The sequence below is a fragment of the Streptomyces sp. SS7 genome (assembly GCF_037993025.1).
Lineage (GTDB): Bacteria > Actinomycetota > Actinomycetes > Streptomycetales > Streptomycetaceae > Streptomyces.
The window spans coordinates 3,413,406-3,439,718 of record NZ_CP141223.1 but is presented as its reverse complement, the minus strand read 5'-3'; the positions used below and the strand labels follow the sequence as shown (position 1 = coordinate 3,439,718).

20 protein-coding genes are annotated in these 26,313 nt (G+C 71.3%); 11 read left to right on the top strand and 9 right to left on the bottom strand.

Annotated elements, in window-relative coordinates:
• Positions 1-210: 210 nt before the first annotated feature.
• Both U5640_RS15650 and U5640_RS15645 read right to left on the bottom strand, forming a co-directional pair.
• A complete protein-coding gene (locus tag U5640_RS15650) occupies positions 211-1,434 on the bottom strand; it encodes a serpin family protein (protein ID WP_340376408.1) in 1,224 nt (407 codons plus the stop codon).
• A complete protein-coding gene (locus U5640_RS15645; RefSeq protein ID WP_340376407.1) occupies positions 1,434-2,684 on the bottom strand; it encodes a serpin family protein in 1,251 nt (416 codons plus the stop codon). The genes U5640_RS15650 and U5640_RS15645 overlap by 1 nt, the downstream gene beginning before the upstream one ends.
• 256 nt (positions 2,685-2,940) lie before the next feature.
• Here U5640_RS15645 and U5640_RS15640 point away from each other — a divergent pair, with 256 nt between their 5' ends.
• From U5640_RS15640 to U5640_RS15615, 6 genes are all read left to right on the top strand, one after another.
• Complete coding sequence (locus U5640_RS15640; RefSeq protein WP_340376406.1) at positions 2,941-4,059, top strand: DUF4190 domain-containing protein; 1,119 nt, start codon at positions 2,941-2,943, stop codon at positions 4,057-4,059.
• 147 nt (positions 4,060-4,206) lie between these two features.
• Positions 4,207-4,959, top strand: a complete 753-nt coding sequence (locus U5640_RS15635) for a GntR family transcriptional regulator (RefSeq protein WP_340376405.1) — start codon at positions 4,207-4,209, stop codon at positions 4,957-4,959.
• A 372-nt stretch (positions 4,960-5,331) separates the two neighbouring features.
• Entirely contained in the window at positions 5,332-5,535 is a 204-nt protein-coding gene (locus U5640_RS15630) for an SPOR domain-containing protein (RefSeq protein ID WP_340376404.1), read from the top strand.
• Positions 5,536-5,565: 30 nt separating this feature from the next.
• Positions 5,566-5,982: a (deoxy)nucleoside triphosphate pyrophosphohydrolase gene (locus U5640_RS15625; RefSeq protein ID WP_340376403.1), complete on the top strand. Its 417-nt coding sequence runs from the start codon at positions 5,566-5,568 to the stop codon at positions 5,980-5,982.
• A gap of 104 nt (positions 5,983-6,086) precedes the next feature.
• Positions 6,087-6,494 (top strand): ATP-binding protein, encoded by a 408-nt coding sequence (locus tag U5640_RS15620; RefSeq protein WP_340376402.1) that lies wholly within the window; start codon positions 6,087-6,089, stop codon positions 6,492-6,494.
• A gap of 290 nt (positions 6,495-6,784) precedes the next feature.
• Positions 6,785-9,445: a SpoIIE family protein phosphatase gene (locus U5640_RS15615; protein ID WP_340376401.1), complete on the top strand. Its 2,661-nt coding sequence runs from the start codon at positions 6,785-6,787 to the stop codon at positions 9,443-9,445.
• A 9-nt stretch (positions 9,446-9,454) separates the two neighbouring features.
• Here the strand turns inward: U5640_RS15615 and U5640_RS15610 are convergent, their stop codons facing one another.
• From U5640_RS15610 to U5640_RS15600, 3 genes are all read right to left on the bottom strand, one after another.
• Complete coding sequence (locus U5640_RS15610) at positions 9,455-10,315, bottom strand: immunity 49 family protein (protein WP_340376400.1); 861 nt, start codon at positions 10,313-10,315, stop codon at positions 9,455-9,457.
• A gap of 12 nt (positions 10,316-10,327) precedes the next feature.
• The gene (locus tag U5640_RS15605; RefSeq protein WP_340376399.1) at positions 10,328-13,165 is read right to left on the bottom strand and encodes a hypothetical protein; all 2,838 of its coding nucleotides are present in this window, start codon (positions 13,163-13,165) and stop codon (positions 10,328-10,330) included.
• 141 nt (positions 13,166-13,306) lie between these two features.
• Positions 13,307-14,893 carry a hypothetical protein gene (locus tag U5640_RS15600; protein ID WP_340376398.1) on the bottom strand — a complete coding sequence of 529 codons (1,587 nt, stop codon included), beginning with the start codon at positions 14,891-14,893 and terminating at the stop codon, positions 13,307-13,309.
• 292 nt (positions 14,894-15,185) lie between these two features.
• Between U5640_RS15600 and U5640_RS15595 the strand changes: the two genes are divergently transcribed.
• Positions 15,186-15,515, top strand: coding sequence for a hypothetical protein (locus tag U5640_RS15595; protein WP_340376397.1), 330 nt, complete (start codon positions 15,186-15,188; stop codon positions 15,513-15,515).
• Here U5640_RS15595 and U5640_RS15590 read toward each other — a convergent pair whose 3' ends face one another.
• Together U5640_RS15590 and U5640_RS15585 are read right to left on the bottom strand one after the other, a co-directional pair.
• Positions 15,516-16,280, bottom strand: a complete 765-nt coding sequence (locus U5640_RS15590; RefSeq protein ID WP_340376396.1) for a succinate dehydrogenase/fumarate reductase iron-sulfur subunit — start codon at positions 16,278-16,280, stop codon at positions 15,516-15,518.
• Positions 16,277-18,157 carry a fumarate reductase/succinate dehydrogenase flavoprotein subunit gene (locus U5640_RS15585; RefSeq protein ID WP_340376395.1) on the bottom strand — a complete coding sequence of 627 codons (1,881 nt, stop codon included), beginning with the start codon at positions 18,155-18,157 and terminating at the stop codon, positions 16,277-16,279. The genes U5640_RS15590 and U5640_RS15585 overlap by 4 nt, the downstream gene beginning before the upstream one ends.
• 203 nt (positions 18,158-18,360) lie before the next feature.
• Here U5640_RS15585 and U5640_RS15580 point away from each other — a divergent pair, with 203 nt between their 5' ends.
• Positions 18,361-19,572, top strand: coding sequence for an RNA-guided endonuclease TnpB family protein (locus tag U5640_RS15580; RefSeq protein ID WP_340376394.1), 1,212 nt, complete (start codon positions 18,361-18,363; stop codon positions 19,570-19,572).
• 17 nt (positions 19,573-19,589) lie between these two features.
• Here U5640_RS15580 and U5640_RS15575 read toward each other — a convergent pair whose 3' ends face one another.
• Both U5640_RS15575 and U5640_RS15570 read right to left on the bottom strand, forming a co-directional pair.
• Complete coding sequence (locus tag U5640_RS15575; RefSeq protein ID WP_340376393.1) at positions 19,590-20,423, bottom strand: hypothetical protein; 834 nt, start codon at positions 20,421-20,423, stop codon at positions 19,590-19,592.
• Positions 20,424-20,459: 36 nt separating this feature from the next.
• The gene (locus U5640_RS15570; RefSeq protein ID WP_340376392.1) at positions 20,460-20,759 is read right to left on the bottom strand and encodes a hypothetical protein; all 300 of its coding nucleotides are present in this window, start codon (positions 20,757-20,759) and stop codon (positions 20,460-20,462) included.
• A 302-nt stretch (positions 20,760-21,061) separates the two neighbouring features.
• Here U5640_RS15570 and U5640_RS15565 point away from each other — a divergent pair, with 302 nt between their 5' ends.
• The 3 genes from U5640_RS15565 (at position 21,062) to typA (ending at position 25,996) form a co-directional block, all read left to right on the top strand.
• Positions 21,062-23,344, top strand: coding sequence for an ABC transporter family substrate-binding protein (locus tag U5640_RS15565; RefSeq protein WP_340376391.1), 2,283 nt, complete (start codon positions 21,062-21,064; stop codon positions 23,342-23,344).
• 295 nt (positions 23,345-23,639) lie between these two features.
• On the top strand, positions 23,640-23,945 hold the full coding sequence (locus U5640_RS15560; protein WP_340376390.1) for a helix-turn-helix transcriptional regulator: 306 nt from the start codon (positions 23,640-23,642) through the stop codon (positions 23,943-23,945).
• Positions 23,946-24,088: 143 nt separating this feature from the next.
• Positions 24,089-25,996 carry a translational GTPase TypA gene (gene typA, locus U5640_RS15555; protein ID WP_340376389.1) on the top strand — a complete coding sequence of 636 codons (1,908 nt, stop codon included), beginning with the start codon at positions 24,089-24,091 and terminating at the stop codon, positions 25,994-25,996.
• The last annotated feature ends 317 nt before the right edge of the window (positions 25,997-26,313 follow it).

Sequence of the window (26,313 nt, the reverse complement as noted above, 5' to 3'; positions counted from 1 at the left end):
GGCGCCGGGCCGCCGACCCGGGAGCCGGGGAGGCGCGGTCCGCCGCAGGTGCGCTCCTCGGCCGGACCACGAGGCCGTTCGCCCGGCCGTTCGCCCGGCCGTTCGCCCGGCCCTTCGTCCGGCCCGCCGCCCGCCGGCCCCACGGCAGCCGTACGACCCGCCCCACCGCCTTACGACGGGAGCAGCGCAGGCTCGCGGACCAGGTGAGGCTCAGAAGACCACCGGTGTCTCGTCACCCTGCTCCGGCCACCCGTAGTCCTCCTCCCGCCAGGCCTTCGGCCAGGTCACCCACCCCGCCGTCAGGACCAGCCCGCTCGCCCGGTGGACGGCGAGGAAGCCGAAGGGGCGGTGGAAGGAGGCGCGGACGACCGTCGTCTCGTACGGCAGTTCCTCCGCGCTCAGCCAGATCGCCTCCGCCGCCGTCACCGCCGTAGCCCGGAAGCCCTCGGCGCTGAAGACGGCCGTGGCCGTCTGGTGGACGGAGCGCAGTGCGAGCGGGGCCCTGCTGATGCCGGGGAAGTGACCGGGCCGGCCGTCGACGGCGGTGGCCAGGCCGAACGGGTCGGGGTGGGCCGCCACGTCGTGCTCGCAGGTCAGCGCGAACTCCACGGCGGCGAGGACGACGGAGGGCGGCGCGGGCTCCCGCACCCGCTGCCGCGCCACGCACAGCCCGGGTCCCGCGTCCCCGAGCGGCAGCCGTCCGCCGGGAACGGCCGTGAGCCGGCCCCCGAGGATCTCCACCCCCGCCGCCAGCACCTGCCCCGGCGTCATCCGCTCCTCGCCGAGCAGCAGATGGACGTCCAGCCCGTTCGTGCCCCGCACCCGCACCTCGGTGACGGCTCCGCCGTGCGCCCGCGCCACCCCGACGGCATCGAGATCGGTGGTCGTCCGCCGAAGCCCCGCCACGTCCGCACCGGACGGCAGGCCGCCCGCCCAGACGCCGATGTCCCCGCTGAACGGCTCCTCCCAGTCCGTCCGCAGCGCCGACGCCGTCGCCAGCACCAGCGAGCTGTTCCGGTCCAGCCGTACCGGCATCCGCCCGATCCGCCCGCCGGTCCGCCGCGCCGCCCAGGCGTCCAGCGCCGCCCGGTCGGCGCCGGGGTCCCCGGTGAGCACCCCGTGCGCCCCGGCGGGCAGCCCGGCCGTCCAGGGCTCCTCCAGCTCCACCGTCCGAGCCGTCCACAGCCCGAGCGCGGACTCCACCCCCTCGACCCGCTCCAGCAGGCCCAGCAACTCCCGTGCGGCCGCGGCCGCCTGATCCGCCGGTACCCCGAGGGTGTCAGCCAGTTCCTCCCGTACGCGGCCCGTGGCCCCGTCCGCCAGGAACGCGAGCAGCGGCCAGAGCCCGGCCGCGGAGAACACCGAGCCACCGCGTGCGGGAGCGGCCGCCGCCCAGCGCGCGGTGAGGCCGTTGACCAGGGGGATCGCACGCATCAGAAGTCCTCGGAGTACGCGCGGTCTTCAAAGTCCTCGCGGTCTTCAAGGTCGTCGGGGTACTCGGGGAGCCGTTCGGGGTCCGCGACCCATCCGGCCGCCAGCACCAGCCGTGAGTGGCGGTGTACGGCGAGGAAGCCGAACGGACGGTCGAAGCGGGCCCGTACGGTCGTGACCAGCCACGGCAGGCGCGGCACACCGGCGGCGCCGACCACGCCGAACGCCGTCACCACGCCCGCCTCGAACCCCGTCGCGCCGAACCGCGCCACCGCCGACTGCCCGGCCGACCCGATGGCCAGCGGCAGGGTGCCGCTGATGCCGGGGAAGTGACCGTGCCGTTGGTCGCGGGCGGTGGTGAGTCCGAACAGCTCGTGCCGTTCGAGCAGATCGTGGTCGGCGGTGACGCGGAACGCCGGTGCCGTCACCTTCAGCGTCGGTGGATCGGGCGTCAGGGAACGCTCCCGCTCCACGCGCACGCCGGGTCCCGCCGCGCCGTACGGGAGCCGCGACCCGGGCAGGACGGGGTGCCGGCGGGCGAGCAGCCCCACACCGGCGCCCAGCACCTGGCCCGGCGTCATCTGCTGCTCGCCGAGCAGCAGATGGACGTCGAGGGCGTTGTCGCCGAGGACCTTCAGTTCGGTGACGTGGCCGTCGGGTGTGTCCGCCACCCCGATCCGGTCCAGCACGCCGCTCTCCCGCGTCAGGGCGGCCACGTCCCCCTCGGGCCAGTGCGGGGTGTCCAGCGGACCGCCCGCCTGGAAGGGCCGCAGCCAGCGGGTCCGCAACGCCAGCGCGCTCGCCAGCACCAGCTCGGTGCGGTCCGTCACGTCGACCGGCATCGCCTCCACCAGGCCGCCGGTCCGCCGCGCCGCCCAGGCGTCGAGCGCCGCCCGGTCGGCGCCCGGGTCCGCGGTGAGCACCCCGTGCGCCTCGGCGGGCAGCCCCGCCGCCCACGGCTCCCGCAGTTCCAGGGTCCGCTTCGTCCACAGGCCCAGGGCCGTGTCCAGCCCCCGTGCCGCGCCCATCCCGGCGAGCAACTCGCGCGCCGCCCCCGCGGCCTGATCCGCCGGCACTCCGAGGGCGTCGGCCAGTTCCGCCCGCGCGGCTCCTCCGGCGCCATCCGCGAGGAAGGCCAGCAGGGGCCAGACGCCCGCCGCCGAGAAGACCGAGTTCCCGTCCGCGCGGATCTCCCCGGCCCAGCGCGCGGCAAGCGCGTTCACCGCCCGAATCGTCGCGTTCGCGATCGCCATTCCGCCCCCGTGAGTCACACGCTTACGATGCCGCCCAGTCGCGTGCTCCGCATCCGAGTTCCGCACCACTGTCGGACCCCGCTGCCAGACTGCCCGCACCCCGCCTCGATCCGCCCGAACCAGGAGCACGGTACTCGTGTCCATACCCCCGCCCCCAGGGTCCCCGCAGCCCCAGGACCCGTACCGGCCTCCGCAGCCGCACGGCCCGTATCCGCAGGGGTCGTACCCCCAAGCGCCGCAGGCCCCTTACGGTGCCGTGCCCGGGCCGTACCAGGTCTGGGGGCAGGGGTACGCGCCCTTCGCCCGGCCCGCGCCGGTCAACGGGGTCGCCATCGCCGCGCTCGTGCTGGGGCTGCTCTGCTTCCTGCCGGCCGTCGGGCTGATCCTCGGGATCATCGCGCTGGTGCAGATCAAGAAGCGCGGCGAGCGGGGCAGGGGGATGGCGATCGCGGGCGCGGTCGTGTCCTCCCTCGGCCTCGCGCTGTGGGCGCTGTCGCTGTCCACGAACGTCGCCTCCGAGTTCTGGGAGGGCGTCAAGGAGGGCGCGAGGGGCAGCGGGTACTCGCTCGCCGCGGGCGACTGCTTCGACGTGCCGGGCAGCTTCGACCGGGACGTCTACGACGTCGACGAGGTGCCCTGCACCGAGCCGCACGAGGGTGAGGTGTTCGGCACGATCCCGCTGTCCGGCGACGACTACCCGGGCGACGGCTACGTCACGGACCGGGCCGAGGACGACTGCCGGCCCCTCCAGGACGCCTACGCCATGGATCCCTGGGCGCTGGGCGACGAGGTCGACGTCTACTACCTCACGCCGACCGCGGACAGCTGGGAGTGGGGCGACCGCGAGATCACCTGCGTCTTCGCGCACACCGACGAGACCGGCACCCTGACCGGCTCGCTGCGCGCCGACGAGACGACCCTGGACGCCGACCAGCTGGCCTTCCTGAAGGCGATGGCCGCGATCGACGACGTCCTCTACGAGGAGCCGGACGACTACGCCGAGGAGGACCTCGACGCGAACAAGGACTGGGCGGCGGACGTGCGGGACGTGCTCGCCGCACAGGCGGGCGCGCTGGACGCCCACACCTGGTCCGGTGACGCGGGCAGGTCGGTGGACGCCCTGGTCGAGGAGATGCGGGACGCGCGCGCGGACTGGGCGAAGGCGGCCACGGCGGGGGACGCCGACACGTTCTACCTGCACTACGAGAGCGGCTACGCGTACGTCGACGGCGACACCACCGTCGCCGCCCGCAAGGCCCTGGACCTGGCCACCACCCCGCCCTCGTACGACGAGGACGAGGGCGACGGGGGTGACTCCGGTTCCGGCTCGGGCTCCGGCTCCGGTTCCGGCGGGAGCGGCAGCGAAGACGTGTGATCGCGCCGATAGCGGGCAGAAAGTGCCTGCGTAAAGCGTTCCCGGGGCACATGTCATCACATCGAGTGATTCTCTGGCCTTTGCTTGCATGGTCGAACCCACGGTTGCCACGCTGTAGCTGTCTGTACAACCTGATGGGAGCGGCCAGTGACATTCGGTGAGCAGCCGGCGTACCTGCGTGTCGCGGGCGATCTCCGCAAGAAGATCGTGGACGGCTCGCTGCCACCGCACACCAGGCTGCCGTCCCAGGCGAGAATCCGCGAGGAGTACGGCGTCTCGGACACCGTCGCCCTGGAGGCCCGCAAGGTCCTGATGGCCGAAGGCCTGGTCGAGGGCCGCTCCGGATCCGGCACGTACGTCCGCGAGCGGCCGGTGCCCCGTCGTATCGCCCGCTCCGGCTACCGGCCCCCGAGCGGGGCCACACCCTTCCGCCAGGAGCAGGCCGAGGCGCACGCCCGCGGGACCTGGGAGTCCAGCAGCCGGCAGTCCGAGGCGAGCGGGGCGGTCGCCGAGCGGCTGGGCATCAAGGCCGGCGACCGCGTGATGTGCACGAAGTACGTCTTCCGGGAGGCCGGCGAGACGATGATGCTCTCCACCTCCTGGGAACCCCTCGCCGTCACCGGCCGGACGCCCGTCATGCTGCCCGAGGAGGGTCCGCTCGGCGGCATGGGCGTGGTCGAGCGGATGCGCGCCATCGACGTCATCGTGGACAACGTGACGGAGGAGGTGGGCGCCCGCCCCGGCCTCGCCGAGGAACTCCTCGCGCTCGGCGGTGTCCCCGGCCATGTCGTCCTGGTCGTCCAGCGCACGTACTACGCCTCGGGCCGCCCGGTGGAGACGGCCGACGTGGTCATCCCCGCCGACCGCTACCGCGTCGCGTACCACCTGCCCGTCAGATAGCGCCGCCTCCCCCCGGTCGTCCTTGCGCCTTGCGGTAGTGCATCGCGGCGGGCGGCGCACACCCTTCCGGCAGTTGCCCCCGGAAAACGCCCGCACACGGCGCGCCCGCACGCCGTCGGTATCCGGTCGTTTCCGGTCGTTCTCGCAGGTCGCCCCATATATCCCCGACCTGCCGCCGACCGGACGCGTCAGCGCGCCCGCACGGCGCGTTCGGTCTCGTGCGCCCCCTGCGTCTTGGCTGGTTGCGTACCTCTTTGTGCAAAGCCGTGTTCGCTGTGTAAAGGTAAGGCGTACGCTCGGGCATATGCGGATTGCGGTTTCCTTAGAGGGCGGGGCGCGGGGCGGGCCGTGCCGGGGAAGCGGAGGGGCGCGATGAACGAGGGCACCATCTCTCTGCCCTGGCTCGTCATACGGCAGGACGACAACGGCAATCGCTACCGCGTGGGCCGGTACGCCACCCGGGCGGAGGCCCAGAAGATCGCGGACAGCCTCGACGACCGCGGCCACAAGCAGCTCTACTGGGTCGAGCGCATCGGCCAGAGCCAGGCCTCGAGCGGGGACGGCAGCCGGAACTGACCAGGACCGGCGTCCCGTAGGCTCCGGCGCATGACCGAACGGACCGTGGTGGTCGGAGCCGCCCTCCTCGACGCGGGCCGGCTGCTCGCCGCGCGCCGCAGCGCACCCCCCGAGCTGGCCGGCCGCTGGGAGCTGCCCGGCGGCAAGGTCGAGCCCGGCGAGCGGCCCGAGGCCGCCCTCGTACGCGAACTGCGCGAGGAACTGGGCGTCGACACCGAGGCCGTGGAGCGCGTTCCCGGTGAATGGCCGCTCAGGGCGCCCTACGTGCTCCAGGTGTGGACGGCCCGGCTGCGCCCCGGCTCCGCCGCCCCCGCACCTCTCCAGGACCACGACGAGGTGCGCTGGCTCACCCCCGACGAGATCTGGGACGTGCCCTGGCTGGACCAGGACGTCCCCGCCGTACGGGAGACCCTCACCCGGCTCGGGCACGCCACCCGGCCCCGCTGACGACGGCCTTCCCTGGACGGACGGGCGATAGTGGCCCACGTATATCGGGTATGCCCCTATTAACCCCATGAAACCGGACATGGGTTCCCTCGCTGGTCCGGGAAGTGATCGGTGTGGTCGACACCGAAGACGGCTGCGCAGAGTGGACGTTCCCGGCGGACCCCGGCGCGGTGGCCACCGCCCGCCGCGTCGTCCGGGGCCGGCTGCACGGATGGGGCCTCGACAGTCTCGGCGACATCACCGCCCTGCTGGTCAGCGAACTGGTGACCAACGCCCTGCGGCACGCCACCGGTCCCATCGGCGTCCGCCTGATCCGCCCGGCCGGCCTCGACGACGTCCTGCTGGTCGAGGTCTCCGACCCGCTGCCCGACCCGCCCCGCGAACGCGCCGCCCGGCCCGAGGACGAGAGCGGCCGCGGACTGCAGCTGGTGGCCTCCTCCTCCCGGCGCTGGGGAACCCGGCCGGGCGAGAACGGGAAGACGGTCTGGTTCGAACTCGCGGTGCCGGATTGACCGGATGCACGGCGGGGCCGGGCCGTCACTCGTCGCGTGCCGCTCGTCCGGTGCCGCTCGTCCGGTGTCACGCGTCCGGCGCCCGTCGTCGACCGTCCCGGAAAGGTGTGGTTCGACCGCGTGCCCGCTGGTTAGAAGACTGGGTGTGTTGTCGCGGAACGGTCCAAAAAAAGCCTGGACCGTGCTGTGATCGTGAACACCGTGTCGTGCGGCGCCGTAGTGCTGGATACTGCGGGCAGCCGCCGCCGGTGACCGGTGCCGGGCGCGGTGAGCTGGAGGGGACGGTTCGCGTGAGCGAGATACCAGCGAAGGCCACGGGGTCCGAGGACCCGTCGGGCGGCGTGAGGGCCAGGGCCGCAGGGGCGTTCGCTTCGGACGCCTCCCCGGCTGCGGAACGCGCCCACGACGGACTCAGGGACGCCGGGACGGCATCGGGGGAGGCCGTGTGGCAGAGCAGCCCGCCCGGCTCCATCTACGACTACATCAAGGTCGCGTCCTTCTCCATCGGCCCCGACGGGCTCGTCGACCAGTGGAGCCTGCGCGCCGAACAGATCTTCGGCATCTCCGCCGACCGGGCCGTCGGCATGGACCCCATCGAGGCGTTCATCGACCCGGACCTGCGCGAGCGCGGCGAACGCAAGATGGCCGAGATCCTCGACGGCCGGGAGTGGACCGGAGTGGTCCCCTTCCGGATGCCGGACCCCGTGCCCGGCGGCGGACGCGGCGAGCGCGGGCTCGCCGAGGTGTACGTCATGCCGACCCGCGGCCTCGACGGCGACAAGGCCGCCGTGTGCATCGTCGTCGACGTCCGCACCCTGCGGAGCATCGAGACCGACCTCGCCGCCTCGCAGGCCATTTTCGGCCAATCCCCCTTCGGCTTCCTGCTGATCGACGCCGACCTGCGGGTCCGCCGCGCCAACCAGCGGTTCGCCTCCGTCTTCGGCGGCAGCCCCGACGACCACCGCGGCAAGGGCGTCCACGACTACCTGCCCCGGCCCGAGGCCGAGCGGGTCAGCGCCACCCTGCGCCGGGTCCTGGAGACCGGCGACTCCATCACGGACATGCACGTCACCGGCTTCGTCCCGGGCTCCGAGGAACGCCGGCACTGGTCCATCAACCTCTACCGCGTGCACAGCGGCACCGGCCGCCCCATCGGCATCGCCTGGCTCGGAATCGACATCACCGCCCGCCGCGCCGCCGCCCGCGAGGCCGCCGCCGCACGGCGCAATCTCGCCCTGCTGAACGAGGCGGGCGCCCGCATAGGGAACTCCCTCGACCTGGAGACCACCGCGCGCGAACTCCTCGATGTCGTCGTGCCCGGGTTCTGCGACCTCGCCACCGTCGACCTCTACCAGGGCCTCCTGGCCGGCGACGAGACCCCGCCCGGCCTCGCCGACGGCAGCGCCGAACTGCGCCGGGTCGCCTTCTCCTCCGCCGTCTCCGACGCCCCGTACTCGGCCACCGGTGCGCCCGTCGCGGTCGGCGCGGTCCACCACTTCCCCTTCAACTCCCCGTGCGCGGACGCCCTGCGCACGGCCCGTCCGCAGAGCATCCCCGGCGAGGAGGGCGGTCTCGTCCAGTCCACGCTGGCCATCCCGATGGTCGCCCACGACACCGTGGTGGGCCTCGCGCAGTTCTCCCGTACGAAGGGCAGCGAGCCGTTCGGGGACCGGGACCGCGACCTGGCCTGGGAACTGGCGGCACGGGCCGCCGTCTGTATCGACAACGCCCGCCTCTACCGGCGTGAGCACGAGCGGGCGTTGATACTGCAACGGTCCCTGCTGCCCCCCGGCGACCCGGTCGCCTCCGGCCTCGACATCGCCTGCCGCTACCTCCCGGGCAACGTCTCCACGGGCCGGCCCAGCGAGGTCGGCGGCGACTGGTTCGACGTCATCGAACTCCCCGGCCACCGCACCGCCCTGGTCGTCGGCGACGTCATGGGCCGCGGCCTGCGCGCGGCGGTCGCGATGGGCGAACTGCGCACCGCGGTCCGCACCCTGGCCCTGCTCGACCTCGAACCCGCCGAGGTCCTCTCCGCGCTGGACGAGATCGCGCGCGGACTCGGCACCCCCGGTGGCGTCCAGCAGGCCACCCGGGCCGCCCGCCGCCCCCGCGAGGCCGACCTCTCCGAGGTGTACCTCGCGACCTGCGTGTACGCCGTCTACGACTCCGTCACCCGCCGCTGCACCTTCGCCAACGCGGGTCACCTCCCGCCGGTCCTCGTCGAACCCGGCGAACCGGCGCTGATGCTCGACGTGCCGCCGGGCATGCCCCTCGGTGTCGGCGGCGAGCCCTTCGAGGAGGTGGAGGTCGACCTCCCCGAGGGCGCGCTGCTAGCCCTCTACACGGACGGCCTCGTCGAGTCCCGCGACCACCCCCTGGACGAGGGCCTCCAGGCCTTCGTCGGCGCCCTCACGGACCCCACCCGGCCCCTGGAGGACGTCTGCGACCACGTCCTCAACACCCTCGACACCCATCACGGCGAGGACGACATCGCGTTGCTGATGGCACGTGTACAGGGGCTGCCCGCCGACTCCGTCGGCGACTGGACCCTGCCGCGTGAGCCGCGCAGTGTGGGCCGGGCACGGGAGTACGCCCGCACCCGGCTCCTCTCCTGGGACCTCGAACCCCTCGTCGACACGACGGAGTTGCTGGTCAGCGAACTCGTCACCAACGCCCTGCGCTACGGCGAGGGCGAGATCCGGCTCCGGCTCCTGCTCGACCGCACCCTGGTCTGCGAGGTCTGGGACGCGGGCCTGGTCCAGCCGCGCCGCCGCCGCGCCCGCGACACGGACGAGGGCGGCCGAGGCCTCCAACTGGTCGGCCTCCTCAGCGCGGCCTGGGGCTCCCGCCGCACCCCCCGAGGCAAAACGGTCTGGTTCGAACTCCCCCTCCCGGACGGCGAAACGGGCCTGACCGATCCGGCGGAGGCGTTGCTGAGTCTGTTCTGACCGCGTGCGTCAGGTCGGGAACTCACCCAGCCAAGCACGCTTGAGCAACTCGCCGGGGAGGTAGTCGGAATCGACATCGATGGGGAATCCGGCGTCGTAGGCGAGGCAGGCGACGGCGAGCGGGCCCAGTGCCAGGTAGCCGTCGACCGTCTCTTCACGTTCTTCCGACGCCGTCCAGAACGACTTGTGGAGCTCCAAGGCCTCGACGAGGGCCTGCCGGAAACCTTCGTGGTCCTTGCGGAGGAAAAACTGGAAGAGATTGATCGGCTGATAAAGAATCTTGTCCAGCAGTTCTCGGTCGGCGATGTGCACGACGTCCGGTTCGGAAGTCCGGATCGCTGCGAGCAGTTTCTCACCCAGTCCCGGACGCTCCGACCAGTACGTCTGGAGAGCGTCGATCCAGTGATAAACGTACTCGTCGTAGTCCACTCCTGAGGAGCGCAGAAATTCGACCGAAATCTCGCACAGTTGGGTCATGCGGGCCTGTTCACGGCAGACGACCGCCAGCCAGAACGCGTTGAGCCAGTTTCCCGCATTCGTGTAGTACTGCGGACCGGTTGCCGGGATTGTTCGCATCACGTCCGCGATACGGCACTCGACGGTACCCTCCGTCCGTGCTGCGGCGGCGAATGCCGAGGAATACACCTGCATCGCGGTGACGGTGGCTTCCCAGGTGCGGAGATGGGAGGCATCGGGATCGACCGCCAGACGGGCGTGGAGGTATGTTGCCGCGCCTCCCATCGCCCCGTCGAACATACGTGGCGAGCTTTCCAGGACGGCGATTGTGCGTTCCAGTCCCTCGCCCAAGGTCTGCGCGTACGCCTCGTCGTCAGGGCCGGGGCTGCCGTGCCGGATCACCCTCGCTGTCACTGAACTCTCCCGTCACCCGATGTTGAACTGCTGCTTCTCGTAGCCAGCGTACAGACCGCCGTCGACCTTGCCCTTGACGAGAATGTAGTCCACCTTGCCTTCGGCCAGAGCGATCTTCAAATCCGCGGCAAGCCGTGCCTCACTCGGATATTTCCGGCCCCTGCTCTCCATCTTCTGGATAATGTCCATGAAGTATTCCCTGGTGCCCTGCATGGCGGCCCTCTTGCCGTCAAGGTAGGGCACGTCCCTCTTACCCAGCTTGGTATCGACCGTCGATTTGGCCTCGACGACGACGAATCTTCCGTCCTCGCGGCGCCACAGCTGATCGAACTGGTCGTTCCCGTTCGCCGGACCATGGAGAGTCTCCCGGACCGAGTTGGGGTAGAGCTCGGGGATCACCTGGTGCTCCGCCACCGCCTCGCCGAAGGCCTCGGCAGCCTTGGTCCGTTCGTTCATCGCGGACTTGTACTCGTTGCCGGCTTCGTCCAGCGCCCCGTGCGAGTCGTCCCAACCGTCGATGATGTCCCTGTGGCGCTCGGCGCTCCTCGAGTAGTCGATCGAGCTCCTCCGGTGCGCCGCGGCCTCATCCAGATGCCGGAGCGTCTCGTCGTTCAGCACCTGGTGCCGGCCACGACTCACTTCGGCACTGTCGATGTACTTTTCGGGAAGGGGGGGCGGTGCGTCAGAAGCAGCAGTCTTCACCCCGGTGACGGGATCGACGTGCATCTGAACCGGGGCGTAACCACTCTCGTCCGGGATGTTCGTCCTGAGTCGACGCCCGTCGTCGTAGTAGTACTTTTCGTAGTAACCCGGCTCGTGATTGGCCCGGTAGACCTGAATTTCCTTGATCTGTTCGGGAGTCAGCGAATCCTTCGGGCCGTATGGATTGTCGCCGTCCCGCATGAAGTCAGGACGCTCCGGCGCGGTGTGGTGGACCGCCGCAGTCGCGTCGTCGCCCAGGTCACCCGGGCCGCCGCCGTGCGGGGTGTCCGGGGTATGGCCCGGGAGGTCGTGGCCGGGCGTGCCCGGGAGGTCGTGGCCGCCGTGGCCCGGGACGTCGTGTCCCGCCGACCCTGGGCCGGTCTCCGTGGTGTGGCCGCCGGGTGCGTGGTCGCCGGTCGAGGTGGCCGGGGTCGCGTTGTCGCCGGCGTTCGCCGGGGCGGGGGTGTCGATGCTGTTCCGTGGCATGTTGTCGCCGACGCCTCCGCCCGGGAGGTGGTCCGCGGTGCTGCCGGGGAGGTGGTCGTCTGTGTGGACCGCCGGCGTGTTGTCGGTGGTGCGGCCGAGGTCGCCGAGGTCGGTGTCGAGGCTGTTGGCGAGGTTGATGTGCTGGGCGGCGGAGTCGGCGGTGTGGGTGCCGGCGCCGACCAGGGCGGGTTCCCTGGTGGGGGTGTCGACTCGGGGGACGTCGGAGCCCGAGGCGGGGGTGTCGGGCTGGTCGACGATGTCGCCGGGGCCGTCCGCGGCTTCCTTGAGGACGGTGCCGTTCTCGTCGAGGAGGTTGCCGTGGGGGTCGTAGTAGCGGGCCGGGGTGCCCGCGTCGGTGGGCAGTCTGACCGAGCCCTCGGGGATCGCCGGGGTGTTCTCGGGCAGTTTGAAGGTGCCGTCCGGGAGCTTGGTGACGCCTTCCGGGACGGCCGCGCCCTCGGGCAGGTGGATCGTGCCGTCGGGGAGCCTGACCGTCCCCTCGGGGAGGGTGATCGCGTTCTCGGGGAGCTTGGGGATCTCGATGTTCCCCATGCCCTTCAGCCCCTTGGCGATGTCGCCGATCTTCGACAGGCCCGCGCCCGCGCCCTTGGCGATGTACGTCATCGGGTCGATCACCCGGCCCGCCTTGCCCGCGACCGACAGGACCTTGGCGACCGCGCCCGCCTTGCCCGCGCCGGCTGCCGCGCCGCCCGCGCCGCCGGTGAAGACCGTCGTCAGGACGTTGAAGGTGACCGCACCGGCCGCCCGGCCGGGGTTCTTGCCCCACTCGTCCCACGCCACCAGCGCCTTGCCCGTCTCCTTCATCGCGGTGCGCGAGTCACGGATCCAGGAGGGGAGTTTGTCGTCGGGGATCAGCCAGAACGCCGTGCCCACACCCGGGATGGAGGCCAGCGCGAGACCCGTCGCCAGCTGCGCGAGGCCCTTCCACGCCTGGCCCATCGCCTCCCAGCCGCCGAAGCCCACCAGCGTGCCCAGGCCCTTGATGGTGCCCCAGATGCCGTCCACGATCAGGCCGTCCCACACGAACGACTTCACCCAGTGGCCGACCTCGTACCAGTGGTGCCTCTCCTCCACCGGGTCACCCCAGGGAAGCTTCGCGTTCTTCAGGTCCTCGGCGTTGAAGCCGTACTGGTCCTTGCGCTCCGAGCCGTCCCCGGCGACCATCTGGGTCCCGCCCCAGATCCCGGTGATCTTGTTGTGGCAGGTCCGCTCCGCCGCCCAGAACGCCGCCACCGTCGCCGTGATGTCGTCCCGCAGCTGATTGTGCTCGTCGACCTTGTCCTCGTCGTACTCCCACTCGTCGTCGTCCTTCACCGACGCGACGAACGTCGAAGCCTTCGTCTTCAGCTCCCGCAGCTTCGACACCAGCGGGCGGATCTCCGTCGCGTAGGAGGACAGCGCCGACGACACCGTCTCCAGGTCCGTCGCGAAATCGTCCGCCCTCGTCTTCACCGGCTTCGTCGTCGCGAACAGCTGCTCCGCCTCGGGCGCCCTGTAGAACGCCGACAGGCCCTGGAACTGCGCGTCCACGTCACTGCCCGTGGTCCGGACGTTCCCCGCGTCCTTCTTCAACGCGGCATGATCCAGCTCCAGTTGGAACAGATTGCCGGTGAACTGCGGTATTTCCTCCGGCTTGATCACGCCTCTCACACCCCCGTGTGTCCGACTCGTCCTCGCGATGAACGCGCGACAAGAGTCAGATCATCATACAAAAGGGGGCTGACATGGCCTCGGGGTCGTCACCGTTTCGCCACAACTACCGCCGATTTTCACGTCCTTGCTCTAGGGCCGGCCGAAACCCCACGCCGAGTGCTCCCCGCCCTCCTCGGCCGGCGCCTCCCCCGGGAGGATCCCGCCGAGCACCGCCCCGGCGGAGCCGTCCGTCTCCGGCTGTCCGGCCGGTGCCGGGGACGCCGGATTGCCGTGCAGACGTACATCACGCTCCGCCAGGTCGCGTGCCTCCAGGGCCAGTTCGTCCGCGCGCTCGATGTCCTCCGGAGCGCCCTCGGCCAGCAGACGGCGCGCCTCCGCGAGCCGGGTGCGGGCGGTGGCGCCCACCGCACCCCGGTGCGTGGCGACGAAGTCGTCCGCGGCGGCGGCCGAGGCGCGGGCCACGGAGAGCGCGGCGGCCGGAAGCACCCCGGCCCGCCCCGAGGCGAGCGGCACGGTCGCCCGTACGATCCGGCGCAGGGCGCTCAGCGGGTCGTACGGCCGGTCCGACGTCACCTCCTGGCGTACGGAGGCGAGGACGGCGTCGGCGTTGAGGAGGCGGGGGTGCGGCTCGTCCGCGCGGACGGTGTGCCGCCGTACCGTCGACAGCTCGGCCTCCGCACCGGTGAGCGCCGCCGGTACGGTCTCCTCGGCGTCCCGCAGCTCGGCGGCCGTGCGGTCGACGCCCTCGACGAAGACGGCCGCCTGGGCCACCGCCGCCTCGGCGGAGTGCAGTTGGCGGGACGCGTCCTCCGCTCGGCCAGAGAAGAGCTCCTGGCGGGCCAGGTTGAGCCGCAGCGTCGCGAACAGCAGCCGGTCCTTGGCCTGTTCGACGGCGCCGGTGACGGCGGAGGTCGCGGTGGGGGCGTACCGCTCCGCGAGGGCGGCCAGGCGGGTCTGGGCGGCGGCGGTGTGTCCGGTCAGGTCGCGGAAGCGCGCCTCCGCGTAGGGGAGGGCCCGCTCCGGATCGCGCAGGCGCGCGAAGTCCCCCGCCACGGCGTCCAGTCGACGCCCGGCCTCCTCGCAGCGGCCGATCATCCCGGCGAGGGCGTGCCGCCGGGGTGCCTCCTCCGCCGGTACGCCCTCGTCGTAGCGCTGGCGCATCCGGAAGGCGGCGGCCAGTTCGCCCTCGGCCTCGCCCAGCGCCCGCGCGAACGGGGCGACGGCCGCCGCGCCGAGGAGTCCGCGCGCGAAACCGAGTTCGGCGCGGGCCGCGCGGAGCCGGTCGTCGGCGCGGACCAGTGCCGCACACGCCTGCGCGTCCGGCTCCGCGAGGGACTGCGGCGTCGTGCTCACGGGCGGGGGCCCGCTCACCCCGCCGGGGGTCGTCCGCCCGCGCGTCCGCCGGACCCGGCGTATGGAGCCGTACACCGCGACCGCGCCCACCGCGCCGGCCGCCACCAGCGGAAGCACGAGGTCGGTGGTGGACGTCCCGTCGTCCTCGGCCGTATGTGACTGCATGTGTGACTGCATGTGTGACTGCATGGAGTCCGGTGGCGCGTTCCCTGCCCGGTCCCGGGGTGACTCGCGGGTCACGGCCGCGGCGCTCACCACCTGCCGCGGCTCCTTGATCGCGACGGGCGCGTCGTCTCCCGGCGTCATCCCCGGCAGCACCAGCCACACGACCCCGGCCGCACCGCCCAGCACGGCGTGCGCCACCCGCACGGGTATGTGCGATCTGGCCCGCCGCCTGCCTCGGTGCATGGATGACGTCACATTTCGGAGCGTATGGCCGCGAATGCGGCCACGCGAGCGGGATACACCCGAGGCGGGACCGGTGGGGCGGGGGACCGCGGAAGGGGGGAACGGGGAGGCGCACCGAGGCCACTGGGCGCACGGCTACGGACCCGGAGACGGAGACGGAGCCGGAGACGGAGACGGACCGGGCGGCGTACGCACGGGCCCGGGCCACTGAGCCGGATCTCTTGCGCGAGCCGCCGATCCTGGGATCATGACCGGCATGTTCACGGCACTGATGGGCATCGGCATGGTCTGCGTGGCGGGCATGGCGGTGCTGGGCGTGGTGGCGCTCGCCACCGGCCGGACCCCGCGGTTCACCGGGGTGGAGGAGCGGACGAGGCTGTGGGGGGCCGGCGTGCTGCTCAGCGCGTTCGGTCTGACGGCCTTCCTGTTCCTCGGCCCGCTGAACAGCACGCACCACCTCCACCGCGACCTTCCGCTGATCGGCATGGGCCTCAACCTGGCGGGCCTGGCGCTCCAGTCGTACGCCCGGCGCGCCCGCCCCCTGCCCCCGCCGTCCGCGCGGACGACGCCTTCCTGATCAGCGCCGCCGGATCTTCGATCCCAGCCACACCAGCGGGTCGTACTTGCGGTCGACCGCCCGTTCCTTCAGCGGGATCAGCGCGTTGTCGGTGATCCTGATGCCCTCCGGGCAGACCTCCGTGCAGCACTTGGTGATGTTGCAGTAGCCGAGGCCGTGTTCGTCCTGTGCCGTCTTCTTGCGGTCCAGGCCGCTCTCCTCCGCCGCGTCCAGCGGGTGCATGTCCAGCTCGGCCACCCGCATCAGGAAGCGCGGGCCGGCGAACGCGGTCTTGTTCTCCTCGTGGTCGCGCACCACATGACAGGTGTCCTGGCACAGGAAGCACTCGATGCACTTGCGGAACTCCTGCGACCGGTCCACGTCCTCCTGGAACATCCGGTACTCGCCGGGACCGACCCCCTCGGGCGGCACGAACGCCGGGACCTCGCGCGCCTTCTGGTAGTTGAAGCCGACGTCGGTCACCAGGTCGCGGATCACCGGGAAGGCGCGCAGCGGGGTCACGGTGATCGTCTCGTCCCGGTCGAACACCGACATCCGGGTCATGCACATCAGCCGGGGCCGTCCGTTGATCTCCGCGGAGCACGAACCGCACTTGCCCGCCTTGCAGTTCCAGCGGACGGCCAGATCGGGGGCCTGGGTGGCCTGGAGGCGGTGGATGATGTCCAGCACCACCTCGCCGTCGTTGACCTCGACCGCGAAGTCCTCCAGACCCCCGCCGCCCACATCACCCCGCCACACCTTGAAGCGGGCCTCGTAGCTGCTCACTCGTACAGCTCCTCTTCGGCGAGGTACTTGACCAGCTCCTCCTTCTCGAACAGGGCGAGCAGGTCCGGGCGGATGGGATCGGTGGTCTCCCGGGTGAGGCCGACGCCGCTCGCGTCGTCGGTGAGCCGGCACAGCAGGTTGACGTTGCGCCAGGTCCGTTCCATCGCCGGGTGGTCCTCGCGGGTGTGGCCGCCCCGCGACTCGGTGCGCTCCAGGGCCGCGCGGGCCACGCACTCGCTGACCAGCAGCATGTTCCGGAGGTCCAGGGCGAGGTGCCAGCCCGGGTTGAACTGGCGGTGACCCTCGACCCCGGCGCGCGCGGCCCGTACCCGCAGCTCCGCGAGCCGTTCCAGGGCCTGCTCCATCTCGCCCTGCCGGCGGATGATGCCCACCAGGTCGTTCATGGCCTGCTGGAGCTCGTGGTGCAGGGTGTACGGATTCTCGGCGGGGTCGCCCGAGAACGGCCGCAGGGCTTCCTCCTCGGCCGCCGCGAGGTCCGCGTCGTGCACCGGAGGCCGTACGTCCGTCCCCGCCGCGTGCGCGGCCGCGTGCAGTCCGGCCCGGCGGCCGAACACCAGCAGGTCGGACAGGGAGTTCCCGCCGAGCCGGTTGGAGCCGTGCATCCCGCCGGCCACCTCACCGGCCGCGAACAGCCCCGGTACGCCGCGTGCGGCGGCGGTGTCGGAGTCGACGGCGATGCCGCCCATGACGTAGTGGCAGGTCGGCCCGACCTCCATGGCCTCCGCCGTGATGTCGACGTCGGCCAGCTCCTTGAACTGGTGGTACATCGACGGCAGCCGCCGTTTGATCGTCTCGGCGGGCATCCGGGTGGAGACGTCGAGGAAGACACCGCCGTGCGGGGAGCCCCGGCCCGCCTTCACCTCGGCGTTGATGGCACGGGCCACCTCGTCGCGCGGGAGGAGTTCCGGCGGGCGCCGGTTGTGGTCCGGGTCCTCGTACCAGCGGTCGCCCTCCTCCTCGGACTCGGCGTACTTCTCCTTGAAGACGTCCGGGACGTAGTCGAACATGAACCGCTTGCCCTCGGAGTTGCGCAGCACCCCGCCGTCGCCGCGCACCGACTCGGTGACCAGGATGCCCTTCACCGACGGCGGCCAGACCATGCCCGTCGGGTGGAACTGCACGAACTCCATGTTCAGCAGGGGCGCGCCCGCGAGCAGCGCCAGCGCGTGGCCGTCGCCGGTGTACTCCCACGAGTTCGACGTCACCTTGAAGGACTTGCCGATGCCGCCGGTGGCGATCACCACGGCCGGCGCCTGAAGGACGAAGAAACGGCCTGTCTCCCGTTCGTAGGCGAAGACCCCGCTGACCCGCGGGCCGTCCTTGAGGACCCGGGTCACCGTGCACTCCTGGAAGACCTTCAGCCGGGACTCGTAGTCGCCGGTCTCGCGGAAGTCCTCCTGCTGGAGCGCGACGATCTTCTGCTGGAGGGTGCGGATCAGCTCCAGGCCGGTGCGGTCGCCCACGTGCGCGAGGCGCGGGTACTCATGGCCGCCGAAGTTGCGCTGGGAGATCCGCCCGTCCTTCGTCCGGTCGAAGAGGGCGCCCCAGGTCTCCAGCTCCCACACCCGGTCCGGGGCCTCCTGGGCGTGCAGCTCGGCCATCCGCCACTGGTTGAGGAACTTGCCGCCGCGCATGGTGTCGCGGAAGTGGACCTGCCAGCTGTCGTGCTCGTTGGCGTTGGCCATCGCCGCCGCGATACCGCCCTCGGCCATCACGGTGTGCGCCTTGCCGAACAGGGACTTGCAGATCACGGCCGTACGGGCGCCGCGCTCCCGGGCCTCGACGGCGGCGCGCAGTCCCGCGCCGCCCGCGCCCACGACCACGACGTCCCACTCCTGCCGCTCGACCACGGACATCAGAACGCCCCACTCATCGGGTCTCTCCTTCGTGGATGCCCCGGCCTTGAGGCCGGGGTGGGGGTACCTCCCGCTTGCGGGGGAGAAACGAAGCTCCTGCGGAGCAGGGCAGGGCGAGCCGGTTCGCCGCCAGGGCGGACCGGCTTCCACCAGTCACCGGTCGACCTCCCGTCGCTCACACTGAATCTGATACGGTGTGAGGTGTGACACAGCAGGTCAAGCGGGCTTTCAGGTACCGCTTCCACCCCACGGACGAGCAGGCGGCCGAGCTGTCGCGCACGTTCGGCTGCGTCCGCCTCGTCTACAACAAGGCGCTGGAGGAGCGCACGCGGGCCTGGTACAGCGAGCAGCGCCGCGTCTCCTACGTGCAGTCCTCCGCGGCGCTCACGCAGTGGAAGAAGACCGGGGAACTGGCCTTCCTGACCGAGGTGTCCTCCGTCCCGCTCCAGCAGGCGCTGCGCCATCTTCAGACGGCGTTCGGGAACTTCTTCGCCAAGCGTGCGCGGTACCCGCGCTACAAGTCCCGGAAGAAGTCCCGCGCTTCGGCCGAGTACACCCGCAGCGCCTTCACATGGCGCGAGGGGCGGCTGACTCTGGCGAAGATGGCGCAGCCCCTGGACATCCGCTGGTCGCGTCCGCTCCCGCCCGGCTCGGTACCGACCACGGCGACCGTGTCCCGCGACGCCGCGGGACGCTGGTTCGTGTCCCTGCTGTGCGAGGACAGGATTGCCCCGGCCCCCGCCACGGATGCGGCGGTCGGCATCGACGCCGGGATCACCTCGCTGGTGACCCTGTCCACCGGGGAGAAGATCGCCAACCCCCGGCACGAGCGCCGTGACCGCGCCCGCCTGGCCCGCGCGCAGCGTGAGCTGTCGCGCAAGGCGAAGGGCTCGGCGAACCGGGAGAAGGCCCGGCGCCACGTCGCCAGGGTCCACGCGCGGATCGCCGACCGGCGCCGCGACCTCCTGCACAAGCTGTCGACCCGACTCGTCCGTGAGAACCAAACGGTCGTGATCGAGGACCTCACCGTCCGCAACCTGCTGAAGAACGGCAGGCTCGCACGCGCCATCAGTGACGCCTCCTGGACGGAACTCCGGTCGATGCTGGAGTACAAGTGCGCCTGGTACGGGCGCGAACTCGTCGTGATCGACCGCTGGTTCCCGTCCAGCAAGCTGTGCGGGGCCTGCGGCGCGGTCGCGGCGAAGCTGCCGCTGAACGTCCGCGAGTGGACGTGCGACGACTGCGGCGCGGTGCACGACCGCGACGTGAACGCGGCACGCACCATCCTGGCCGCCGGGCTGGCGGCGTCTGCCTGTGGAGACGGTGTAAGACCTCAACGGGAGTCCTCCCGGACGGGGCGGTCGTCGGTGAAGCAGGAGCCCCAGCGGGCGACCGCTGGAATCCCCCGCCTCTAGGCGGGGGAGGAAGTCAACTAGAAGAACCTCGGATCGTCGAAGACACCGGACGCGACCAGGTACACGTAGAAGTCGGCGACCGCCACGCTCACCAGCGACGCCCAGGCGAGCTGCATGTGCCGGGCGTTGAGCCTGCCGACGAACTGCCACGCCCGGTAGCGCACGGGATGCCGGGAGAAGTGCTTGAGCTTGCCGCCCACGATGTGCCGGCAGGAGTGGCAGGAGATCGTGTACGCCCAGATCAGCGTGATGTTGACCAGGAAGACCAGGGTCCCGAGGCCCATGTGGCCCCAGCGGTAGTGCTCGTCCCGGAAGGAGAGCACGGTGTCGTAGGTCAGGATCCCGGCGACGACGATCGCGGCGTAGAAGAAGTACCGGTGGATGTTCTGCAGGATCAGCGGGAAGCGGGTCTCACCGGTGTACGTGGTGTGCGGCTCGGCCACCGCGCAGGCCGGGGGCGAGGCCCAGAAGCCCCGGTAGTAGGCCTTGCGGTAGTAGTAGCAGGTCAGGCGGAAGCCCAGCGGGAAGATCAGGATGATGATCGCGGGCGAGATGCCCCACCAGCCGCCGAAGATCTCCGCGTTGGGCCCGGCGTGCATGGGCCGGCAGTTCTCCGCCAGACAGGGGGAGTAGAACGGCGAGACGTACGGCGCCGCGTAGTAGTCGGCGTTCGCGAAGGCGCGCCAGGTCGAGTAGGCGATGAACGCCAGCAGACCGGCGGCGGTGGCGGCGGGCGCCAGCCACCAGCGGTCGGTCCGCAGATGAGGGGCGGCGATCGCGGCGCGTCCGGCGCCGCGTACGCCGCCCGGGGGATGGGGTTCCGTGGCGGGAGGTTCCGTACCAGTGGCCAACGCAGGACTCCGGTCGGTGTCGGGTCGGAGGGGTTCTCAGGGGGCGTGCCGGTCCCGGGCGCCGAGTCCCTCGTCGTCCGTGTCGATCCACAGGGAGTCGTCGTAGGGGGTGTCCGGGATGGTGAGGAGTTGCTGCTTCTGCGGGACCGGCGGCGCCGTCGGTCCCGCGGCGGTCTCCCGCAGCAGCGCGACGCTCTCCCGGAGGTGGTCGGCGTCGGCGCGGACGCGGCGCATCTCCAGGCCGCCGCTGCCGAGCTGCTGCTCCAGGCGGCCGACGGACCGGGAGAGGTCGTCGAGGCAGCGCTGGACCGTAGTCAGGTCGTCGTGCACGGACATGACGTGACCTCGCTTCCGTGGGCGGCTGTGCCCTGGACGGCAACGTTCATCGTTCCTGTGCGCCTGCGAGTGTTGCGCGTCACACCGGTCGATGTGAAGGCGTGTGCAGCGATTGGCGGGTGCGGAAGGCGTGCATTGCTCCGCACGGGTGGGGCTGCGAGCCCCCGCCGCCGTGTCGCCCCCGGCAGGCGAACCCTTTCCTCTTCAGTGAGCCGTAGACCAGACCGTAGATCTGATCAACTCCAAAATACCGCCAAATGTGATCAGAACGCACCGGAAGCGGCTCCCCGGAGGTACCAGAGATGTCGAAGCCCTACGACGGCGTCGGACTGCGCGCGGTCATGCGCTCGGTCGCCTTCCTCGCGGCGGGCGTGCTCGCGGTGCCGCTGCTGGCCGGCTGCGGCGACAGCGACGAGGCCGGCCGGCCACTGGCCCGCCAGGACGTCGCCCCGGCCGCCCGGGCCCTGGTCGCCGACGGGGGCACGCTGCACTGGGCGGTGGACGCGGTCCCGGAGACCTTCAACACCTTCCAGTCGGACGCCGACGCCACGACGACCCGGGTGGCCCAGGCCGTCCTGCCGTCGATGTACCGGATCGACGCGGCCGGCCGGGTCCGGCGCAACCCCGACTACCTGGAGTCCGCGAAGGTCGTCGACACCGAGCCCAAGCAGGTCGTGCTGTACAAGCTGAACCAGCAGGCGGTGTGGAGCGACGGCCGGGAGATCGGCGCCGCCGACTTCGCCGCCCAGTGGCGCGCCCTGTCCGGCAAGGACAGCGCGTACTGGACCGCGCGCAACGCCGGCTACGAACGCATCGAGAAGATCGAGCGCGGCGACAACGACCTGGAGGTCCGGGTCACCTTCGCCCGCCCCTACTCCGACTGGCAGTCGCTGTTCTCGCCGCTGTACCCGAAGGACGTCATGGGCACGCCCACCTCGTTCAACGACGGGGCCCGGCGCACGCTGAAGGTGACGGCGGGCCCGTTCCTGGTGAAGAAGGTCGACCGCAAGAAGGCCCAGGTCCGGCTCACCCGCAACCCGCGCTGGTGGGGGGAGCCGGCCAAGCTCTCCGAGATCCAGCTCAAGGCCGTGCCCCGCACCGAGCGGGCCGCTGCCCTGGCCGCCGGGACGATCGAGCTGGCCGACATCGACGCCGCCGACGCGCGGCGCATCGAGGGCGCGGCGAAGGGATCGGCGGCCGGACCCCTCGCCGGACCCGGCGCGGGCCGCACCGCCGCGAAGAGCCTGCGCTCCTGGGCGCTCGCGCACGGCTCCGACGAGGAGACGGCCGAGCACGAGACACGGGCCCGCGCGAAGCTGCGCACGGCGATCGCGACGTGGGAGCGCCAGCAGAAGGCGCTGAAGGACGTCGAGGTACGGCGCTCCCTGGAGCCGGCCTACACCCAGCTCGCGCTCAACGGCGCGGACGGGCCGCTCGCGGACGAACGGGTGCGGCGAGCCGTGGCCCGGGCACTGGACCGCAAGGTCCTGGCCGAGCTGGTGCTGAAGCCGCTGGGGCTGCCCGCGGTGCCGGTCGGCAGCCATCTCGCCCTCTCCGGGCAGGAGGCGTACGCCGACAACAGCGGGGCGCTCGGCGGCCAGGACACCGCGGAGGCGCAGGCGCTGCTCACGGACGCCGGATGGGTGGCCGGGGGACCGGTCAAGGCGGAGAAGAAGGGCGAGAAGGCGGCGGGGGCCAAGGGCGAGAAGGGGGACAAGGAGAAGACGGAGAAGACGGAGAAGAAGGGGGAGAAGGGCGGGAAGGGCGGTACGAAGAGCGAGGAGGAGGCGTCCGGCGAGGAGGAGGGCGCCGAGGACGAGGGGTCCGACGACGAGAAGTCGCAGGGCGGCTCCGAGGGGGCGTACATCGTCGGTCAGGACGACAAGGGCCACGGCACGGACGACCGGCAGCTCGCGCAGGAGGGCACCCAGTACCGGCAGCAGCGGCAGGGCGCCGCCCCCGGTGCCTACGCCCCCCAGGGCACCCGGGCCCCGGCCGGTGCCGCCGCCGGGGCGCTGGCCAAGGACGGCAAGGCGCTGTCGCTGCGGTTCGTGGTGCCGTCCGGGCCGGGCTCGGAGCCGCTGCGCACGGTCGCCGCGCGGATCACCAAGATGCTGGGCAAGGTCGGCATCCGCACGGAGACCGTCAAGGTCTCGGACGAGAGCTACTTCAAGGACCACATCGCCTCCGGCGCCTACGACCTCGCGCTCTACTCCTGGCCGGCGACCGCGTTCCCGGCCACCGACGCCCGCCCGATCTACGCCAAGCCGGTACCGGCGGCCGACGGCTCGCTGAGCGTCGAGCAGAACTACACCCGCGTCGGCACCGACCAGGTCGACCAGCTCTTCGACCGGGCGAGCACCGCCCTGGACGCGGACGAGGAGCGCTCACTGATCCGCAAGGCCGACTCCCGCATCTGGGCGGCGGCCGCCTCCATCCCCCTCTACCAGCGCCCCCAGCTGACCGCCGCCCGCAAGAACGTCGTCAACGCGGGAGCCTTCGGCTTCCAGACACCGGTCTACGAGGACATGGGCTTCCTGAAGAAGGGCGCCCAGGGGCCGCCGAGCCCGTCGGCGAGCGACTGAGGACTCGGTCCGGAGAACACGTCGGCCGCCGTTCCCCGCTGCCCGGGGGACGGCGGTCACTCGCACGATCGGGTGACTCAGAGCTGTTCGGCGCTCCGCGGCTCACCTGCGGTCATAGCGTTGGTGCTATGACGTGGGGACCGTCGAACCGGAGCCTCTTGGAGCAGCGGGGAGTCCACCTCGGTGAGCCGTACGCACGCCAGCCGAGAATGCGTGACTTCGCCGAAGTGGAGCGGGCGCGTCAGGCCATGAAACGGTGCCAGGCGGAAGGGCACACCGCGGACGAGGAGGAGCAGTGACGGAGACCACGCGAACCAGCCTCGCCGACGCTCGGCAGGCCCGGGGCACGACTCCCGAGATCGAGGACGAGTACGCCGCCGCGCAACTGCGATTCGCCTTGGGCGAGACCGTGCGCACCAAGCGGCAGGATCTCGGATTGTCGCAGCTGGAACTCGGGCACAGGGCCGGGATGACCCAGTCGGCCGTGGCGCGGTTCGAGGCCGGTGGCACTGTGCCCACGATCGCCGTCCTGGACCGCCTGGCCCGGGCTCTGGGACTGGAGCTGAGGGTGGAACTGGCTCCCTCGGCGCAGAGCGCCTGACGGGGTCGGGGTGCCCTGCGGAGGCCGACACCCTCCGGGCCCCGTACCATGGGGTGAGGCCGTGGCATGTCAAGCCCGGCAGGGCCCGCGTCGCACAGACGTACACGACGGGCCTTCCTCACACTCCGGGAGAACGCCGCTTTATGGCCACGCGCCACGACATCCGCAACGTCGCCATCGTCGCCCACGTCGACCACGGCAAGACGACCCTCGTCGACGCCATGCTGAAGCAGGCCGGTGCCTTCGCGGCGCACGCGGCCGAGTCGCTCGACGACCGAATGATGGACTCGAACGACCTGGAGCGTGAGAAGGGCATCACGATCCTGGCCAAGAACACGGCCGTGAAGTACCACCCGAAGGATGGCGGCGACGTCATCACCATCAACATCATCGACACCCCGGGCCACGCCGACTTCGGTGGCGAGGTCGAGCGAGGTCTGTCGATGGTGGACGCGGTGGTGCTGCTCGTCGACGCCTCCGAGGGCCCGCTGCCGCAGACCCGTTTCGTGCTCCGCAAGGCGCTCCAGCAGCGCCTGCCCGTCATCCTGTGCATCAACAAGACGGACCGCCCGGACTCGCGCATCGACGAGGTCGTCAACGAGACCTACGACCTCTTCCTCGACCTGGACGCCGACGAGGACCAGATCGAGTTCCCGATCGTCTACGCGTGCGCGCGGGACGGCGTGGCCTCGCTCACCAAGCCGGAGGACGGCACCGTCCCGGCCGACAGCGACAGCCTGGAGCCGTTCTTCTCCACGATCCTCTCCCACGTCCCGGCCCCGGAGTACGACGAGGCGGCCCCGCTCCAGGCGCACGTCACCAACCTGGACGCCGACAACTTCCTCGGCCGTATCGCGCTGCTCCGCGTCGAGCAGGGCGAGCTGCGCAAGGGCCAGACGGTCACCTGGATCAAGCGTGACGGCACGATGTCGAACGTGCGGATCACCGAGCTGCTGATGACCGAGGCGCTCACCCGCAAGCCCGCCGAGATGGCCGGCCCGGGCGACATCTGCGCCGTCGCCGGTATCTCGGACATCATGATCGGTGAGACCCTCGCCGACACCGAGAACCCGATCCCGCTGCCGCTGATCACGGTCGACGAGCCGGCGATCTCGATGGTCATCGGTACGAACACCTCGCCGCTGGTCGGCCGGGGCGGCACCGGCAAGGGCGCCGACAACAAGGCCGCCGTCAAGGACCGCAAGGTCACCGCCCGCCAGGTCAAGGACCGCCTCGACCGCGAGCTGATCGGCAACGTCTCCCTCCGGGTGCTCGACACCGAGCGTCCGGACGCCTGGGAGGTCCAGGGCCGTGGTGAGCTGGCGCTCGCCATCCTGGTCGAGCAGATGCGCCGTGAGGGCTTCGAGCTGACCATCGGCAAGCCGCAGGTCGTCACGAAGGAGGTCGACGGCAAGACGTACGAGCCGGTCGAGCGCATGACGATCGACGTGCCCGAGGAGCACATGGGCGCGGTCACGCAGCTCATGGGCGTCCGCAAGGGCCGGATGGACAACATGTCCAACCACGGCTCGGGCTGGGTCCGCATGGAGTTCGTGGTGCCGTCCCGCGGTCTCATCGGCTTCCGTACCGAGTTTCTGACGCAGACCCGCGGCACGGGTATCGGGCACTCCATCCACGAGGGCCACGAGCCCTGGTTCGGCGCCCTCCAGACCCGTAACAACGGCTCGCTCGTCGCCGACCGCGCCGGTTCCGTCACGGCCTTCGCGATGACGAACCTCCAGGAGCGCGGCGTGCTGTTCACGGACCCCGGCACCGAGGTGTACGAGGGCATGATCGTCGGCGAGAACTCCCGCTCCGACGACATGGACGTCAACATCACCAAGGAGAAGAAGCTCACGAACATGCGGTCGTCCTCGGCCGACTCGTTCGAGGCCATCGTGCCGCCGCGCAAGCTCTCCCTGGAGCAGTCGCTGGAGTTCTGCCGTGACGACGAGTGCGTCGAGGTGACCCCGGAGGCCGTCCGCATCCGCAAGGTGGTCCTGGACGCCCGTGAGCGCGCCCGTACCGCGAGCCGCGCCAAGCACGGCTGACCCACCCCGTAACGAGCGAGCCAGGTCCCCGCGGCGCGGGGCCTGGCTCACTTGTTGAACACAGTTTTTACTCCGAGGGGACATAGGGATAACCCTTTGATCGCGTACGGAACCGCCCTCAAGGGGCTGTTCGGTACTAGCCTCGGATGTGTGTGCAGTGTGCGCACTGCACGTGCGGTGTCGGTGAACGACCGTGTGGGCGTGGTCCATTGATATTGGTGGACATGCCAAGTCGCACCCCGCACAGCGGCCACGGTAGCCGCAACTGGTTTTTGCCTCCCGTGCGTCCGGAATGCGGACACCCGTCGCCGATAGAT